Here is a 15,413-nt window from a genome sequence, read left to right on the forward strand (position 1 = left end):
CTTACATATATATAAATAAAGAAAATTCTGTTTTTTAAAGGGGTATTTTTATTTTTCTTTCGAATAAAACGATATTTTTATAGTCAAGAAGCTTGTAATAGTCAAGGTTGTACGAATAGAAGGGAATCAAAGTCTAGACGTAACCGTTAAAGTTGGCATGATTATTGCTTTAATAAATAGTGAGCGTTTGAAAAAGGGGGAATGGCAATGTTACACGACGTATATAAACCAGAACGTCATTGGAAAGAGATTGAATTATGGAAAGATGTTACAGAGGAGCAATGGAATGATTGGATTTGGCAGTTAACAAATACAATTAAAACATTAGATGATTTAAAGAAAGTAATTAATTTAACACCGGAAGAAGAAGAAGGTGTTAAAATTTCAACAAAAACAATCCCATTAAACATTACACCATACTATGCATCCCTTATGAATCCAGATGATCCACGTTGTCCAATTCGTATGCAATCTGTACCGATTTCAGAGGAATTATATAAAACGAAGTACGATTTAGAAGATCCGCTTCATGAGGATGAAGATTCACCAGTTCCAGGATTAACACATCGTTATCCAGATCGTGTTCTTTTCCTAGTAACAAACCAATGTTCTATGTACTGTCGTTACTGTACACGTCGTCGTTTTAGTGGACAAATTGGAATGGGAGTTCCAAAGAAGCAATTAGACGAAGCGATTGCTTATATTCGTGAAACGCCGCAAGTTCGTGATGTGTTAATCTCTGGCGGTGATGGACTTCTCATTAACGATAACATTTTAGAGTACATTTTAAAGAATTTACGTGCAATTCCGCATGTGGAAATTATCCGCATTGGAACGAGAGCTCCTGTTGTGTTTCCGCAGCGTATTACGGAAAACCTTTGCAATATCATTAAGAAATATCATCCAGTTTGGTTAAATACACATTTTAATACTTCTATTGAGATTACAGAAGAATCTAAACTTGCTTGTGAAATGCTTGCGAATGCAGGTGTACCGCTTGGAAACCAAGCTGTTATTTTAGCAGGTATTAACGATAGCGTACCAATTATGAAAAAATTGATGCACGATTTAGTAAAAATTCGCGTGCGTCCTTACTATATTTATCAATGTGACTTATCTGAAGGAATTGGCCATTTCCGTGCACCAGTTTCTAAAGGCCTTGAAATTATTGAAGGGTTACGCGGACATACGTCTGGTTATGCAGTGCCAACATTTGTTGTAGATGCACCGGGCGGCGGTGGTAAAATTGCTGTTCAGCCAAATTATATTATTTCACAAAGTGCTGACAAAGTTGTTCTTCGCAACTTTGAAGGTGTTATTACAACGTATCCAGAGCCAGAGAATTATGTAGCAGGCAGAGCAGAAGGATATTTCAAAGAAATTTATCCTACTTATGAAGAAAAGAATTCTGATGTTGGTATAGCAGCACTGATGAGTGATAAGAAGTTTAATCTTGTACCAGAAGGCTTGCAACGTATGAATCGCCGCAAAGATTATGAAACAAATAATACGCATGCTTCATTAAAAGATAAACGTGAAAAGCGTGACGAGTTGAAAGATAAAAAATATCAAGCACAAATGGAAAAATTAAATGAGAGTAAAAAAACTGAGGGAGATGCAGTATGAGATGTATGTGGTGTGAAGGTGAAGAAGCAATTGAAAGTGTAAATACTGTCTACTGGGAATTACCAGATGGAACACAAACAATTACAATTGAAGAAACACCTTGTATCGCATGTTCAACTTGTGGAATGTATTATCAATCAGAGGCTATTGTAAAAGAAATTGAAGATCAGCTCTTTTTAATTTATACGAAAGATTTGCCAAAACAAGTCACATATACAGAACTCATGGAGCGCCCTCGTTTACTAAAGCGAAATTATTTTGATTTTTAACCAGCATTTTTCATGCTGGTTTTTTTCTTGTTTGCCTTGTATAATGTAGCCAAGTTAGAAAGGTAGGGAATAGTATTGAAAAAGTCATTTTATCATTATATGATGAAGCACCGTGCTTCTTTATTGAAAGATGAACTATGCGACTTGGCGGAAACAATATATGAAGATCATAGTTTTCCGAAGCAATCGGAAGATTATGATGAAATTAGTTCATACTTAGAGTTAAGCGGTTCATTAGAAAGTATGAGCATTTTTGATTGCGCATGGGAATTATATATGCAAGAGCAGTAGAGTGAAACGCCTATTTTCAGATCGTTTTACCACTATTCATTTTTAATTTGTGTTATGTACACTCCTATAGAGGAGTGTATTTTTTCATGAAAAAAATATTCAATTATACAACCTCATGTGATAAGCGTTTTTGTAATGGGTCGCATATACTGTTATCGTCACATACTTAAAATCACGACTTGAAAAGGAGAGAGAGAGACATGACGAGAAAAAAGCAGCCCAAATACAATATAGGAGATATAGTCGTGATTACGTTATATGGTACCGTTGGTAAAGTCACAAATGTTAATTTTCTATTTTTATTGGTTATGTGTTATGAATTTAATATGACACATTGGGGGCTATAAAATGGCGTTGGCTGCTATGTATTTACGTTTATCTAGGAATGAAGAACAATTAGATATTGAGGATATCTTAACAAATCATCGAAATGCTCTAATTAAACTTGCAAAGCAACATAAGTTGACATATGACATTTATCAAGAAATTTCGAGTGGTGTAAACATACAAAGACCTCAGCTGAATTTATTGTTAAGTAAATTAGATGAATACGATTATCTTTTGGTAATGGATATAGACCGGATTTCTCGTGACAATGCATATGCTGAACAAATTAAATCAGTGTTGATTGCACATGACATCAAAATATTAACACCACAGGGTGCTATTGATCTAAATCAAGAAAGTAATGAAATGTTATTTTCTTTTCAAGCAATGATGGCAAATTTTGAATATAAGCAAATTAAAAAGCGTTTGGGTCGAGGTCGATTGGCAGCAGCAGAACAAGGAAGATGGACAATGAGTAATAAGGCACCTTTGGGATATGAAAAGGACAAAAATCAAAGATTAGTCATTGTTGAGGATGAAGCAAAAATAATTAGATACATATTCCAAAAGACTTTAGAAAGAGTTAGTGCAAACGAAATAGCCAAAGAATTAGATTTGCTAGGTTGGAGGAGTAGAAGTGGTAAGGTTCTAACGACTTCTCATATCTCATCAATAAGAAGAAATGTTGTATATTATGGGGTAGTCAAAGCTTGTAGAAGGGTAAACGGGAGAGTTGTTGATGAGGTTTTTGTAGAAAATGCCCATCAACCAATCATCTCAAAGCAACAATGGTTAGAAGTTCAAAAAATACTTGAAGAAAACACAACAGGAAATTTTTTTAATAAAAGGAAAGTAACCCGAAGACTTCAAAACCTAATTTATTGTAATTGCTGTGGAAGAAAAAGATACATCCAAATTGATGGTAACGGAACTGATTTTATTAAATCTTGTTTTTACAAAATAAGCAATAATAAATGCAGAGATAGGGGACATAAGTATCTTCCTGTAGAAGATTACGTAATTAATAAGGTAAAAGAAAAGAAGGAGGATCTTGAAAAGACCATTCAGAAATTAAAATCTCTTGATATTACGGATGAAGAAAATAAATTCCTTTCACAAATGGACTCATTAGAAAAGCAATTAGAAAGATATGAAAAGAGACAAAAAAATTTAACAATAATGAGAGCAGACGGGGAAATAAGAAAGAGTGAATTTCTTGTAATGAGTGAAGAGAACGAGGAACAAATCAAACAGGTTAAGCAACAGCTTGAATTAGTTGATATTCAATTAAAAAACTTGAAGAATACAGATGAAGAACAACGACGGTTAGAAAAAATTATTGAAATGTTAGATAAGATAGAGACATATGACTCCGAAAACTGTAATGCTTTCTTTAAAACGTTCATAAAAAAAATCTGGTTCTCAACCAATGCGATTACAAATCATAATACAAAAAAAGAGGTTCCCGAAGTCATGATTGAAATCGAATGGCTATAAATAGCTCCAATATTCTTACTGCTTATGGCATGATGAGTCATGCCATTTAAACTACCGGCTGAACAGAGGTATGTAATTCTAAAAGAAACGAGTTGTTTCCGAGGATTATAAATTTACTTTAATTGAATCGATCAAGTTCAATGTGAAGTAGAAGACCCTAACTACAGTTATGTTTTTTGGATTCCTCCATTTGTTAAATATAAAAAGTTGAAGATAAATGGGATGCAAGTCTTATGAGACATTGTGACAAACTGTACTTCAACAAAAACAGCTTAATAGTTTGTCAATATTTTTTAAATAGGAAAGGAGATTTAAATCATGGGTGTTGAATCATTAAAGAGCAAAATGCTAACGAAACCACATAAATTTACAGCTGGAATAGAAGGTCCTTCATGTGATAAAAAAGGGAATATTTACGCTGTTAACTTTAAAAAATCAGGCACGATTGGCAAAGTAACTCCAAATGGGAATAGTAGTGTCTTTATTGAACTGCCTAAGGGTAGTATCGGAAGCGGGACACGTATTGACCGTAATGGAACTTTGTTCATTGCAGATTATGTTAAACATAATATATTCGCAGTTAATATTGAAACAAAAGAAATAAGAGTGTTTGCTCATAACCCTGATATGAACCAGCCTAACGATTTAGCGATAACCAATCAAGGTGTTTTATTCGCTAGTGATCCCAACTGGAGCGAATCAACAGGACAATTATGGCGTATTGATAAAAACGGGGTCACTCATTTATTAGAAACCAATATGGGAACGACTAATGGAATTGAAGTGAGCCCTGATGATAAAAAACTATATGTAAATGAAACAGAGAAAAGAAAAATATGGGTATATGATCTATCAAGTAACTACGAATTAAGTAATAAACGCTTACTTATAGAGTTTACCGATTTTGGACTTGATGGGATGCGTTGTGATATGGCTGGAAATTTGTTTGTAACTCGCATTGGCAAAGGTGTGGTGGCAAAGGTATCACCTGATGGTCATCTTCTAAGCGAAATTCACTTTACCGGAAAAAAATGTAATAACCTTACATTTGGAGGCCCTGATGGAAAAACCTGTTATGTGACAGTAGCTGATACAGGAAACATTCAAATGTTTCAAACAGATGTACCTGGAAGGTGTTGGAGTTTACTGCATGATAGATAAGATTATTCCATATTATCTAACTGAACATGATTATTAGTTATGTAATTTAGTAGATTGATAATGTGTGTGTATTTACCTGAATTTAAATAGTTAAGAGTTGTGATATACAACATCCAGACCAATGACTGGATTCATTCTAAATTTAGTGAGGTAATTGTTGAATGGAAAGTGTAGAAGGTGAACGCAAGTTGGACGCTGATTGAACAATGGTTACGGAAAAAAGGTTTTAAAAACAAATTTTGACTAAAAGTTCATCGTCAATTATCGGAATTTTAAAGAGGGAAATCACTTCTCCAAGATACTGCTATATAGTTCGGACTGTTTCGGTGGGAGGAGGAGAAAAATGGGGAATGATAACAAGGAAAAAATACGTTGAGACAAGATTCCAAACAAAAACTTCATGCATATTCTGCAACGAGGTGATTTCATTGTGAAAGTAAAATATGGAGAAAGAGGAACCTTTGATCCGGTGAAGGCAGCCAAGGGACTAATTGAATTGTACAATAAGTTTAATAATCCGAATGTTCTAGATAATCAAGAAAATGATAAAATAAAAGACAAACCAAATTAAACTCGTGTGCCACTAAGGTATACGGTTTTTCTTTTTTATTTACATTTACAAGGAGGCGATAACCTTTTAATCGTAAATGGTTATTCATCAAATAAATTTAGAAATATAACAAATATAAAAATACTAGATGGCGTTTATGTATACGAAGTGAACAATCACGATGGATTTTACGTAGAACATACATTACAGCTTGTGACGGAACAAGAAATGAAAGATGGCGAATCCGAGTGGATTGAACTGCACTATAAATTTACGTTTGGTGATCTCGTTCAAGTAACAGGCTATGAAAAAGATGTATTTCGTGTTGTTGGCTACCGGACGGAAGTATGGCGTTATAAAAATGATGCATGGGAAGATACAATTTATGAATTATCTCGTATTACAGATGGAGAGTGGCTAGAAGCGGATGAATCTGATTTGGCACTTATAGCGAATGCACAAACAGCAAATATCATTTTAAAGAAAATGAAACAAGATAAGGCAGGTATGAATAAGCTTGATTTAGGTAAATTAAAGTCTATTAATAATTCGAAAAAAGTAAGTATAAAAACGAATCGAAAAGAAATTATTGATGGTTTACTAGATATTTTTAATGATTACAGAACATTATATGAAACATTTCAAGATGAAGAGTATAAAATTGTGATGGAAGTTGTACGTAATTATTTAATCAAATTATCCGAGAAAAAATAACTTAGAAAGAGAGCAGGAATTGAAAGAAAATAAAAGCTGTATATGGTATGCCTACAATTGTTAAAAAGATAATAAATATAGAAATTAGTTTGTCCACCCATTTATCTTCATGTACAAAACCTTCTTCTGTATGTATTGTTTTTTGTTTATATTCCATTGTGTTTTCCTCCTTTATATAGCTTGTACTACATGTTATGCAAAAGTGTCTTCTTGTATAACCTATATATCTAGTAAGAAAAGAAAAATGTTTTTCTATTGTTATACATAATTTCTATTTTTCTTCATAAAACAGAATTAAAGGGGTGATGCTCATGAAGGAAATAGAGGTCGTGATTGATACGGAAGAAATTGCGGAATTTTTTTATGAGCAATTAATTGCGAGAGGTTATGTACCAAAGCGCGAAGAAATTGAAGATCTTGCAGATATTGCATTCGATTATTTGTTAGAGAAATGTATGATTGATGAAGTATTTGACGAAGATGATGAAGGAAAGTAACGACGGGATAGACTCGTCGTTTTTTGCATCGCATAAATTACAAAACTAATATCACCATATCGTGTTGTATTTGGTATAATGAAAGTGAAAATTTTCTGAAGAGGTGAAGAAATGTTCAAAAAAATTATTGATTCTTTGCTAGGGAATAAACATAAGCACCACTCTTATTCCAGTAGTGATTATCGACATCGACATCGTTCGTATTCTAGCAGCGATCATCATAAGCATCGTCCATCTCATGGGTATGGGCATCATCATTATAAAAGAAAACATAAAAGTGGCAGTTTTTTCTCTAGTAGTTGATGAATTTTCAAAAAGTATTGGCATGGTTTGATCGACCGCTGTCCATCGATACTGTCGTTGCACAGCGGTATCAAATTCAACGCATTCTTGGTATGGGAAGTTATGGTTTTACATATCTTGTTACTGACATGTTGTCTCATGAGAAAAAAGTATTAAAACAACTTCGAAAAAGTAAGCAGCGCTACGCATCAGGTAGGAAATCGTTTACATATGAGCAAGCGATTTTACAGCAGTTAGAACACCATGCGATTCCTAGTTTTTTTCATAGTTTTACATGGAGAAAAGAACCTTTTTTTATAATGGAAGAAATGCGCGGGAAGACATTTGAAGATTTTATTTTCAAATATGGAGAAATGTATACAGAGAAAGAAGTTTTTCTTATTTTATATAAAGTACTTCATGTCGTTTCTTATTTTCATAGTCAAGGTATTGTGCATCGCGATTTGCGAATTCCTAATATTTTAATGAATGGTGATGAAATATCTATTATTGATTTTGGATTAGCTCGCTTTATTGGTGAAAATGATGAACGTGCTCAATCTTATAAAGGGGAACAAGCATCTATGCGTGAAATTCATTATCGTAGTGATTTTTATGCACTAGGACATTTTGTTTTGTTTTTGTTGTATTCTAGTTATGAATCTGCAAAAGAAGAAAGACCTTGGTATGAAGAATTAACATTATCAGCAAATAGCAGTGACGTAATTATGCGGATGTTACAAATGAAAGAGCCGTATTACGAAAATGTACAAGAACTAATAGAAGATGTGCGCTGTATAATAGAAAGGATGGGAGATACATGTTCCAAAAGTTTTTAGCAAGCGTTGGTATTGGCAGTGCAAAAGTTGATACTGTATTAACGCAAGAAGAATGGCTCATCGGAGAAGAAATTACAGGGGTTGTACATATTACTGGTGGATCAGTAGAACAAGAGATTGATAGCATTTATTTAACGTTATCTACGACATATATTCGTGAAGTGGATGATAAAAAAATGAGTTCAACATATGATTTAAAAAAGGTGCGCTTAACAACTCCTATAACGATCGGGATAAATGAAAAACGAGAAATTCCATTTTCTTTCCCAATGCCGATTGAAGCACCATTAACATTTGGAATGAAAACAGTTTGGGTACAGACTGGTCTAGATATTAAACGTAGCATTGATCCAAGTGATCGTGATTACGTTCAAATACTTCCCAACTTATTGTTAAAAAGTGTATTAGATGCAGTCCAAAATCTTGGATTTCATCTTCGTCAAACGGAATGTGAAGAACTTCCATACCGTTTGCGCGATCATGTACCATTCGCACAAGAGTTTGAGTTTGTTCCTGTATCCGGGCAATATTATGGAAAGCTCGATGAATTAGAACTGCTGATCATCCCGCGTTCGTATGATAGTTTAGAAATTGTGATGGAAGTAGATCGGAAAGCAAGTGGAATTGCTGGACTATTATCTGAAGCTTTAGATATGGATGAAAAAGTTTTACGTTTTACAGTGAAGCGTGAAGATATTCCAACAATGCAGCAAAAAATTAACAATTATATTTCTGGGTAATTCATGCATAAAAAAGAAATGGAGAGGGAAAATAAAACACCCGCTCCATTTTTGTATAGTGAGGTTATGCAGATGAAGAGATATCGACATTTATATATGTTACTATTTGTTTTACTCATTGGTTTTGTCGTACTATCTTTTTCTTATCAAACATCTTTCATTGATCAATTTGATCATGTAGTAAGTAATTATATACAAAGCTTTCGTAACGAATATTTTACCGCTTATTTTGTATGGATGTCTTATATTGGATCAAAAAAGGTATATTTTCCTGTATTGTTTATCCTGTTTATGTATTTCTTGATTCGAAGACGATACATGACAGCCATTTTGTTAATGATAAATTTTTATGGTTCGCGCCATATGAACTATATGTTAAAGCTATGGTATGAACGACCAAGACCTGATATATCACAACTTGTTACGGCGACAGGTTACAGCTTTCCGAGCGGACATGCGATGAATGCTGTTACATTTCTTGGGTTTATTGCATACATTACAATTACCGAACATCGCCTACAATTGCATCAAAAAGTATTGCTTATTGTTATTGCCTGCTTTTTTATCTTTTCCATTTCTATTAGTCGTATATATTTAGGGGTACATTATCCGTCTGATATTTTAGCGGGCTGGGCTGCTGGAGGAAGTTGGCTTGTTTTATGTATCATGTTTCATCAAACATTTATCCCGCAAGTAGCCGACAATAAATCTTCTGTATCAAGTTAATCAATGATTCGTTATGGGTTAATTTCAATCCATTTTATTTTACATAAAAAGAGCCTATGTGAGCATAGGTTCTTTTTGCATAGGTTCCACATGAATATGTGTGTACCAAATATTGTGTTTTTGTTGCAGCTTTTCTTCAATTTCATCAGTAATACGATGACTTTCACTTACGTCCATGTGTGCGTCTACTTCGATAGTAATATCAACATACGTTTGATTTCCATACATGCGTGCTCGTATGTCCACAATGTGTTCAACGCCTGCAATGGTTTTTACTGTTTCGGCATATTTCTTCATTTTGTCTGGATCAATGCCATCTGTTAACAGATGTGACGCTTCTTTGAAAATATCCCAAGCTGTTTTACAAATAATGATGCCGACGATAAGTGCTGCAATTGGATCAAGAAGAGGCATTTGAAATTGTGAACCGAAAATACCAATAACTGTCCCTACACTCACGAGAACATCAGATAAATTGTCTTTTGCAGCCGCTTCTAGTGCCTTACTTTTTGTTTCTTTTGCAATTTTACGATTATATACGTATACGGTATACATAATAGCAGCGCAAAACAAAGCAACCCAGGCTGCTATTAAATTAGGGGTCGTCTGTTCCTCCTTGAAAAAGGATTGAACAGCATTCACGATAACTTCGAATCCGACAGTCATCATAATAAAGGATGCGACGAGTGAAGCGATTTGTTCCGCGCGTAAGTGACCATATGGGTGATCCGGATCGCGAGGTTTTCGGGAAATTTTCAATCCAATTAATACAGCTAGTGATGCGCCGATATCGGTTAAATTGTTAAGACCATCTGCACGCAGTGCGCTAGAAACAGCTATGTAACTTATTGTAATTTTAACAGTTGATAAAAATATATAAGCAACAATGCTTAGTATTGCCCCTTTATCAGCAGCTTTGTTAGAAAGTGGCTCCATACTATTCATTCACCTTTCTCTCAAAGATTCTCTATGTATAAGCGTATCAAACGAAAGTCGTGTGGGTCTATACAAACATTGTTGTGTACTTTTAGCATTTTAAGAAAGGGAGAACATTGTTTCGTAAGGGCAAAAAATACAAAAAGCACTTAGATATGCTTCTAAGCGCTTTTTTGTAAGTTGTTTATATTAATATACTTCTAAGAACTCAGTAACTTGCTCTTCTGTCTTTGCATTCGCACTATGTAGATGGCCCAGTTTTTCACCGTTTTGATACACTAATAAACTTGGAATTCCCATTACTTGATATTCTTCAGCAATGCTTGGAAACTCATCTTTATTAATGGAATACCACTCAAATTTATTGAACTCTTCCATTACATCACCGATAAAATTGTCCATACGTACACAATCTGGGCACCATGTTGTGAAAAATTTAATTACTACTGGATTTTCTTTTGCGATAAGCTCGCGGAATTCTTTTTCAGATTTGATTTCTTTCATGTTTTTAACTCCTTTCAATGTCAGACGAATTTTTAAATTTTTAGGTGGTGATTTCGTAAAAAGACAAAACGTCTAACGAACGTCTTTTTTCGAATCATTCGCTTACAAGTTGATCCACCGCTGTTTCTCGAAGAGCTAATACAACAGGAGAACAGGCGTACGATTTGATACCTATTCTATTATGTACTAGTCATTCGCTTATAATTTTCGGATGAATACCTTGTCCTTACATGAAAGTAGCAAAGGTATGCCAAAGATCACGAAAGCGAATATTAGGAACCTCACTTTTCTTTATAAGCTTTTTCCATAGATGTGTCAAACTTTTGGAATTGCAAGGAAGTCACAAAAGAAACCGGCTCCTTTATGGAGTCGGTTTTATTACTATTTTTTTGATTTTCTATACCCTGCAGCTTGTGCGTCTGCTTCTGAGCAAAACATTTCTTCTGCATTGGTTTTATCATAAAATTGCTGTCCGGGCATATGATAAATTTTTTCACCTTTACTGTTTTTGTTTCCTTTAATACTACAAGATCCGCTCTGTGAAGATTTAGGTTCTGGTTTAGATTGAGAAGTTGTACTTTGTGTTTGTTTTTGTTCAGATTTAGCCTGTTGCTCTTGTTGTTTTTTCTGTTCTTCTTGTTTTTTCAATTCCTGTTGCTTCTTTTGTTCTTCTTCTTGTTGTTTTTTCAATTCTTCTTGTTTTCGTCCGTCATCTTGTTTAGCAATTGTAGTTTCTTTTACTTTTTCTTTGCTATCATCCTTGGAGCCGTTGGAACAAGAACCTATTAAAATTAATAATAGAATAATAATACCAAGGCATCCGAAACAGCCACAGCCAAAATGCTTTTTCTTTTCTTGTTGCTGCTTATTTCTTTCTTCTGTTGCCATAATTAGCCTCCTATGTATCAGAATTTCAATGTTTAGTATAACAAATTTCAAATAGTAATTTTACATAAATTTTTACTTGATGAATTATAAAGTAAGATTTTTGTATATTTACGTTTTAGAATGATAAAACCCAGCTCTTTTTTGGCTGGGTGATTTTTTTATATACCAAATAAAGTAGTTCTTATATCTTTTTAACGTATATAATTTTCTTCTTAACTTTTATGTAATGTATGAAACAAAGTTGTGAGAACTTTCGATTAGAGATACTATCATATTGTAAAAGGTGGCTTTGCTATATAGCGGAGTCTTTTTGATAAAAAAAAGACACTACATGAGTGTCTTTTAATTGAAAGAAAATTCTTTCTATTATATAATTGATTAGGGGAAAGGTAATGTTAAAGTGTTATTTTTAATGTTATCTTATTATTTAATAGGCCATGGAATCAAATCAATTGATTTTTTGGCTTTTTTTATTAGGATAAACAGATTTTTTATTTTTCATATTATATGTTACTTTTTATTTAACAGCGAATGACAGTGCCGGAATAACAAGTTATAAAATAGTCTCCAGTGTCTATAATGGTTACTGCGGAAATAAATCCTTTAAACCCTTCTGAAGAGTAATAGATTTCTTTAGGGAGATTTTCAGCAGATTGGTACTTTCTTTTTTCATACTTTACATGATGGTGCTTAATTGTTTTTGGTTCAGGTATAATGGATTGTTTGTTTATGGCAGTGGAAGTATTTACATTCAAAGAATCTTGAGAAGTGACATCTAATCCTGCTGCGTTTACACTCTCCGTTTGTGAAAAAGCACCAATGCCACAAAATCCGATAAATGTTGCTAAAGTAACCTTTGCGAAATTTTTCATTTTCTTTTTTCTCCTTTTCTAATTTTTTGTAAGATTGTTCTTACACCTAACAGTCTATATGGAGTGTATATGGACTGTAAATATATATGAAAAGACAAAATTTGAGCAAAATCTCCATTTTTCTCGAATTTTGTATAATAAATCGTTGTTTGGAAATTTGTCAAAAATTGAAAGCTTTTCCTATGCGAAAAGGAGAACTATTTATGCAGAAAAAGAATAAATATTCATTGTTCAAATATTTGAATAAAATGTGAACAATTTTTAATCAGTTAGATTGGTCGATAGGCCTAGAATCTTGTTGCATTCATTTAGGGGACTACGATTCTATTGAATGGAATGTAGATGTATTGAAAAAAATAAAGAAGTATTATCTGGTTATGGCGTTTGGATAGAGTGTCTAAATGACGGAAGCCAACGCATTATAGCTGAAGATTTCAATTCAAAAACATGGTGTGATGAGACTTATTTAAAAGTATTGTATCTGCAATACGTAATATACATCAAGATAAATACCGTGAAAAACAATCTAAAGCGAAAGTAAGACGGTGTTTTTGATAAAAAATCTCATAGCCTACAAACAAAAAGAATGATATTCTTTCTATATAATTTTGTGAAAATTCCCTTTTGATTTTCGAGATATGTATCTAAATCTCTTCAAAGCAAGGGGAAAAACTAGAGTGGAGGCATAAGGAAATGATTCAGTATAAAGATCATTACATAACTATCTTTCAAAGTGCTATGTATCAAACAAACTCAGTTGTTGTAGAAACTGATGAATTGGTATTAGTAATAGATCCGACTTGGCTACCAAATGAAGTGAATGAAATTCAGAATTATGTTTATAAAAATAAAAAAGATAAAGACGTATACTTACTTTTTACACATTCTGATTTTGATCATATTTTAGGTTATGGTGCATTTTTGTATGCTAAAGTAATTGCAAGTAAAAAATTAAAAGATTGCCCGAATAAGCAATCAATTATCGATAGTATTCGAGATTTTGATGATTCATATTACTTAACAAGAGAGTATGAAATAAAGTTTCCAAATGTAGATATTTCTATTAGTAAGAAATATGAGGAATTAGAAATAGGTGATATGAAATTTCATTTTTATCAAGCTCCAGGTCATACTGAAGATGGCATTATTACAGTTCTCGAGCCTCTCGGTATCGTAATAGCTGGTGACTACTTATCAAATATAGAGTTTCCTTATATTTATCATAACAGTGATGACTATTTATCAACTTTACAAAAATTAGAATCTATAATAGACAAACATGATATTAGCCTCCTAATACCAGGACATGGAGGGTTTACAAAAGATCAAGCAGAGATGAAAAAGAGAATATCCGAGTCAGTTCATTATATTTTACAAACGAAACAGTTACTTTTAGAAGATAAACAAGAAGAAACATATGATCTCATAAAAAAATATAGTTATCCAAAAGCAATGAAAAAATTTCATAATTATAACCTTACCTTGTTAAAAAAAGAACGGAACGTATAAAGGCATTTTTTCGTTCTAAGCTATATAAAAAGAAACCCATGAGTTATCAAGGGTATTATTTGAGTGGGGTGTTATATTAATATTCCCAATGGGGAAATGGAATTTGATGTTGTTGGTAATAATAAGGTGAATGCTCGGCGTGCATTTGGTTTTGATTAGGTATATATGCTGCAATGCATTTCGATTTTGACTTGGGTTACAACCTTTAGGAGGACCGATTACAGTAGTAGATTGAATAGGAGATACTGTTTGTTTCCATTGTTGTTCATCGAGACAATAAGTATGGGCCATAATATTTGCGGGTGTTAATCTTAAAATGTCCGATCCAAAAGTAACTTCTGGAGTAGGAGCATTAAAAATGGCTAAATAAGTGGAACTTTTGAATGAGTATAAATCAGTCTCGGGCCTCATGCACATAGCATTAGTTATTATATAAAATATTACATAACAAAGAAAAAACATAGAAAAAAGGAGTGATTTTTAAATGGAGCATAAAGGACTGAAAATATTTATTCATGCTAGTACTTGGTTTGCACCTGTATTAGTTCCTTTTATTATATTTCTTGTGAGTTCAGATCGAGAAATTAAAAATTTATCATTACAAGCAGTCATATTTCACTTTGTCATCGGCGTATTAATTGGTATTTCGGCATTTTTCTCTTGGGTATTAATTGGAATTCCATTTTTAATTATTTTTGGACTAATGGCTTTAATTACTCCAATTATTGGTATTGTTCGTGCATTGAATGATCGATCTTTTCAATATCCGATTGTTGGATCATGGCTGAAATAAACTATATGAATATAAAATGTATGAAAGGGATAGCGTATTGCTATTCTTTTTTTATTAGAAATAAATTGTTTATATATCCAAAGATAGCGAAAATAAAATAAATTGTAATCTTCTAAAAAGTCTGATATATTTGAATGGAAAATAAAATGAGTGTAAAACGGGTGAAGATAAAGTGTTTGTTCTATCTTCTTAATACAGGGATCGATTAGACAAAATATTGTCTCGTAACTGTGTTTAAGAGTGATGTGATTCTTGTTTGTTTTACATATCAAAGTCTGCGTGGAGAGGAGGTGCAAATTTACGAAGATAAGTGTCTCTTTGTATAGTAACAGCTTCTTTGAAAGTTATTTTTTATTGTCGTAAATCATTAATAAATATGAAGCTTATGAGAG

At 33.0% G+C, this 15,413-nt stretch carries 19 protein-coding genes and 1 pseudogene; 14 read left to right on the top strand and 6 right to left on the bottom strand.

What is annotated here, in order from left to right; all coding sequences use genetic code 11:
• Nucleotides 1-207 precede the first annotated feature (207 nt).
• The 7 genes from ablA (at nucleotide 208) to BM350_RS14285 (ending at nucleotide 6,435) form a co-directional block, all read left to right on the top strand.
• Nucleotides 208-1,626 carry a lysine 2,3-aminomutase gene (ablA, locus tag BM350_RS14260; RefSeq protein WP_090911579.1) on the top strand — a complete coding sequence of 473 codons (1,419 nt, stop codon included), beginning with the start codon at nucleotides 208-210 and terminating at the stop codon, nucleotides 1,624-1,626.
• A complete protein-coding gene (locus BM350_RS14265; RefSeq protein WP_090911577.1) occupies nucleotides 1,623-1,895 on the top strand; it encodes a YokU family protein in 273 nt (90 codons plus the stop codon). The genes ablA and BM350_RS14265 overlap by 4 nt, the downstream gene beginning before the upstream one ends.
• A 75-nt stretch (nucleotides 1,896-1,970) precedes the next feature.
• A complete protein-coding gene (locus tag BM350_RS14270; protein WP_090911575.1) occupies nucleotides 1,971-2,186 on the top strand; it encodes a YozE family protein in 216 nt (71 codons plus the stop codon).
• Between the two features lie 348 nt (nucleotides 2,187-2,534).
• Complete coding sequence (locus tag BM350_RS14275) at nucleotides 2,535-4,010, top strand: recombinase family protein (protein WP_090911574.1); 1,476 nt, start codon at nucleotides 2,535-2,537, stop codon at nucleotides 4,008-4,010.
• 318 nt (nucleotides 4,011-4,328) lie between these two features.
• On the top strand, nucleotides 4,329-5,171 hold the full coding sequence (locus tag BM350_RS14280; RefSeq protein WP_090911572.1) for an SMP-30/gluconolactonase/LRE family protein: 843 nt from the start codon (nucleotides 4,329-4,331) through the stop codon (nucleotides 5,169-5,171).
• Nucleotides 5,172-5,601: 430 nt separating this feature from the next.
• Nucleotides 5,602-5,742, top strand: a complete 141-nt coding sequence (locus tag BM350_RS26975) for a hypothetical protein (protein WP_170857714.1) — start codon at nucleotides 5,602-5,604, stop codon at nucleotides 5,740-5,742.
• Between the two features lie 69 nt (nucleotides 5,743-5,811).
• Nucleotides 5,812-6,435, top strand: coding sequence for a hypothetical protein (locus tag BM350_RS14285; RefSeq protein WP_244548011.1), 624 nt, complete (start codon nucleotides 5,812-5,814; stop codon nucleotides 6,433-6,435).
• 1 nt (nucleotide 6,436) lies between these two features.
• On the opposite strand, the gene BM350_RS14290 is transcribed toward BM350_RS14285, so the two are convergent.
• The gene (locus BM350_RS14290) at nucleotides 6,437-6,592 is read right to left on the bottom strand and encodes a DUF3930 family protein (protein WP_090911571.1); all 156 of its coding nucleotides are present in this window, start codon (nucleotides 6,590-6,592) and stop codon (nucleotides 6,437-6,439) included.
• Between the two features lie 154 nt (nucleotides 6,593-6,746).
• Between BM350_RS14290 and BM350_RS14295 the strand changes: the two genes are divergently transcribed.
• From BM350_RS14295 to BM350_RS14315, 5 genes are all read left to right on the top strand, one after another.
• Nucleotides 6,747-6,932 (top strand): YozD family protein, encoded by a 186-nt coding sequence (locus BM350_RS14295; protein WP_090911569.1) that lies wholly within the window; start codon nucleotides 6,747-6,749, stop codon nucleotides 6,930-6,932.
• A 111-nt stretch (nucleotides 6,933-7,043) separates the two neighbouring features.
• Entirely contained in the window at nucleotides 7,044-7,235 is a 192-nt protein-coding gene (locus BM350_RS14300) for a hypothetical protein (RefSeq protein ID WP_090911567.1), read from the top strand.
• Nucleotides 7,235-8,053 (top strand): serine/threonine protein kinase, encoded by an 819-nt coding sequence (locus BM350_RS14305; RefSeq protein WP_090911565.1) that lies wholly within the window; start codon nucleotides 7,235-7,237, stop codon nucleotides 8,051-8,053. Before BM350_RS14300 ends, BM350_RS14305 begins: the two co-directional genes overlap by 1 nt.
• On the top strand, nucleotides 8,035-8,793 hold the full coding sequence (locus BM350_RS14310) for a sporulation protein (protein ID WP_090911564.1): 759 nt from the start codon (nucleotides 8,035-8,037) through the stop codon (nucleotides 8,791-8,793). The genes BM350_RS14305 and BM350_RS14310 overlap by 19 nt, the downstream gene beginning before the upstream one ends.
• Before the next feature lie 72 nt (nucleotides 8,794-8,865).
• On the top strand, nucleotides 8,866-9,519 hold the full coding sequence (locus tag BM350_RS14315; protein WP_090912597.1) for a phosphatase PAP2 family protein: 654 nt from the start codon (nucleotides 8,866-8,868) through the stop codon (nucleotides 9,517-9,519).
• Nucleotides 9,520-9,573: 54 nt separating this feature from the next.
• Here the strand turns inward: BM350_RS14315 and BM350_RS14320 are convergent, their stop codons facing one another.
• The 4 genes from BM350_RS14320 to BM350_RS14335 all read right to left on the bottom strand — a co-directional run bounded on the left by BM350_RS14320 (nucleotide 9,574) and on the right by BM350_RS14335 (nucleotide 12,719).
• Nucleotides 9,574-10,455 carry a cation diffusion facilitator family transporter gene (locus BM350_RS14320; protein WP_139207570.1) on the bottom strand — a complete coding sequence of 294 codons (882 nt, stop codon included), beginning with the start codon at nucleotides 10,453-10,455 and terminating at the stop codon, nucleotides 9,574-9,576.
• A gap of 189 nt (nucleotides 10,456-10,644) precedes the next feature.
• Nucleotides 10,645-10,959 carry a thioredoxin family protein gene (locus BM350_RS14325; RefSeq protein WP_090911559.1) on the bottom strand — a complete coding sequence of 105 codons (315 nt, stop codon included), beginning with the start codon at nucleotides 10,957-10,959 and terminating at the stop codon, nucleotides 10,645-10,647.
• 381 nt (nucleotides 10,960-11,340) lie between these two features.
• Nucleotides 11,341-11,847 (bottom strand): sunset domain-containing protein, encoded by a 507-nt coding sequence (locus BM350_RS14330; protein ID WP_090911557.1) that lies wholly within the window; start codon nucleotides 11,845-11,847, stop codon nucleotides 11,341-11,343.
• A 521-nt stretch (nucleotides 11,848-12,368) separates the two neighbouring features.
• Nucleotides 12,369-12,719 (bottom strand): hypothetical protein, encoded by a 351-nt coding sequence (locus tag BM350_RS14335; protein ID WP_090911555.1) that lies wholly within the window; start codon nucleotides 12,717-12,719, stop codon nucleotides 12,369-12,371.
• Nucleotides 12,720-13,412: 693 nt separating this feature from the next.
• Between BM350_RS14335 and BM350_RS14345 the strand changes: the two genes are divergently transcribed.
• Nucleotides 13,413-14,228, top strand: coding sequence for an MBL fold metallo-hydrolase (locus BM350_RS14345; protein ID WP_090911551.1), 816 nt, complete (start codon nucleotides 13,413-13,415; stop codon nucleotides 14,226-14,228).
• Between the two features lie 177 nt (nucleotides 14,229-14,405).
• Here BM350_RS14345 and BM350_RS14350 read toward each other — a convergent pair.
• Nucleotides 14,406-14,594 (bottom strand): annotated as a pseudogene (locus BM350_RS14350) (cupin domain-containing protein); the annotation flags it as partial.
• A gap of 118 nt (nucleotides 14,595-14,712) precedes the next feature.
• Between BM350_RS14350 and BM350_RS14355 the strand changes: the two are divergent.
• Nucleotides 14,713-15,021 carry a magnetosome magnetite crystal formation protein family gene (locus BM350_RS14355; RefSeq protein WP_090911549.1) on the top strand — a complete coding sequence of 103 codons (309 nt, stop codon included), beginning with the start codon at nucleotides 14,713-14,715 and terminating at the stop codon, nucleotides 15,019-15,021.
• The last annotated feature ends 392 nt before the right edge of the window (nucleotides 15,022-15,413 follow it).

Source organism: Bacillus sp. 103mf (genome assembly GCF_900116295.1).
GTDB classification, from domain to species: Bacteria; Bacillota; Bacilli; order Bacillales; family Bacillaceae_G; genus Bacillus_A; species Bacillus_A bruguierae.

What these genes read in the sequence shown, in the direction of transcription:
- ablA (WP_090911579.1), top strand. Translation starts at nt 208, where the DNA reads ATGTTACACGACGTATATAAACCAGAACGTCATTGGAAAGAGATTGAA.
- BM350_RS14265 (WP_090911577.1), top strand. Translation starts at nt 1,623, where the DNA reads ATGAGATGTATGTGGTGTGAAGGTGAAGAAGCAATTGAAAGTGTAAAT.
- BM350_RS14275 (WP_090911574.1), top strand. Translation starts at nt 2,535, where the DNA reads ATGGCGTTGGCTGCTATGTATTTACGTTTATCTAGGAATGAAGAACAA.
- BM350_RS14280 (WP_090911572.1), top strand. Translation starts at nt 4,329, where the DNA reads ATGGGTGTTGAATCATTAAAGAGCAAAATGCTAACGAAACCACATAAA.
- BM350_RS14290 (WP_090911571.1), bottom strand. Translation starts at nt 6,592, where the DNA reads ATGGAATATAAACAAAAAACAATACATACAGAAGAAGGTTTTGTACAT.
- BM350_RS14295 (WP_090911569.1), top strand. Translation starts at nt 6,747, where the DNA reads ATGAAGGAAATAGAGGTCGTGATTGATACGGAAGAAATTGCGGAATTT.
- BM350_RS14300 (WP_090911567.1), top strand. Translation starts at nt 7,044, where the DNA reads ATGTTCAAAAAAATTATTGATTCTTTGCTAGGGAATAAACATAAGCAC.
- BM350_RS14305 (WP_090911565.1), top strand. Translation starts at nt 7,235, where the DNA reads ATGAATTTTCAAAAAGTATTGGCATGGTTTGATCGACCGCTGTCCATC.
- BM350_RS14310 (WP_090911564.1), top strand. Translation starts at nt 8,035, where the DNA reads ATGTTCCAAAAGTTTTTAGCAAGCGTTGGTATTGGCAGTGCAAAAGTT.
- BM350_RS14315 (WP_090912597.1), top strand. Translation starts at nt 8,866, where the DNA reads ATGAAGAGATATCGACATTTATATATGTTACTATTTGTTTTACTCATT.
- BM350_RS14320 (WP_139207570.1), bottom strand. Translation starts at nt 10,455, where the DNA reads ATGGAGCCACTTTCTAACAAAGCTGCTGATAAAGGGGCAATACTAAGC.
- BM350_RS14325 (WP_090911559.1), bottom strand. Translation starts at nt 10,959, where the DNA reads ATGAAAGAAATCAAATCTGAAAAAGAATTCCGCGAGCTTATCGCAAAA.
- BM350_RS14330 (WP_090911557.1), bottom strand. Translation starts at nt 11,847, where the DNA reads ATGGCAACAGAAGAAAGAAATAAGCAGCAACAAGAAAAGAAAAAGCAT.
- BM350_RS14335 (WP_090911555.1), bottom strand. Translation starts at nt 12,719, where the DNA reads ATGAAAAATTTCGCAAAGGTTACTTTAGCAACATTTATCGGATTTTGT.
- BM350_RS14345 (WP_090911551.1), top strand. Translation starts at nt 13,413, where the DNA reads ATGATTCAGTATAAAGATCATTACATAACTATCTTTCAAAGTGCTATG.
- BM350_RS14355 (WP_090911549.1), top strand. Translation starts at nt 14,713, where the DNA reads ATGGAGCATAAAGGACTGAAAATATTTATTCATGCTAGTACTTGGTTT.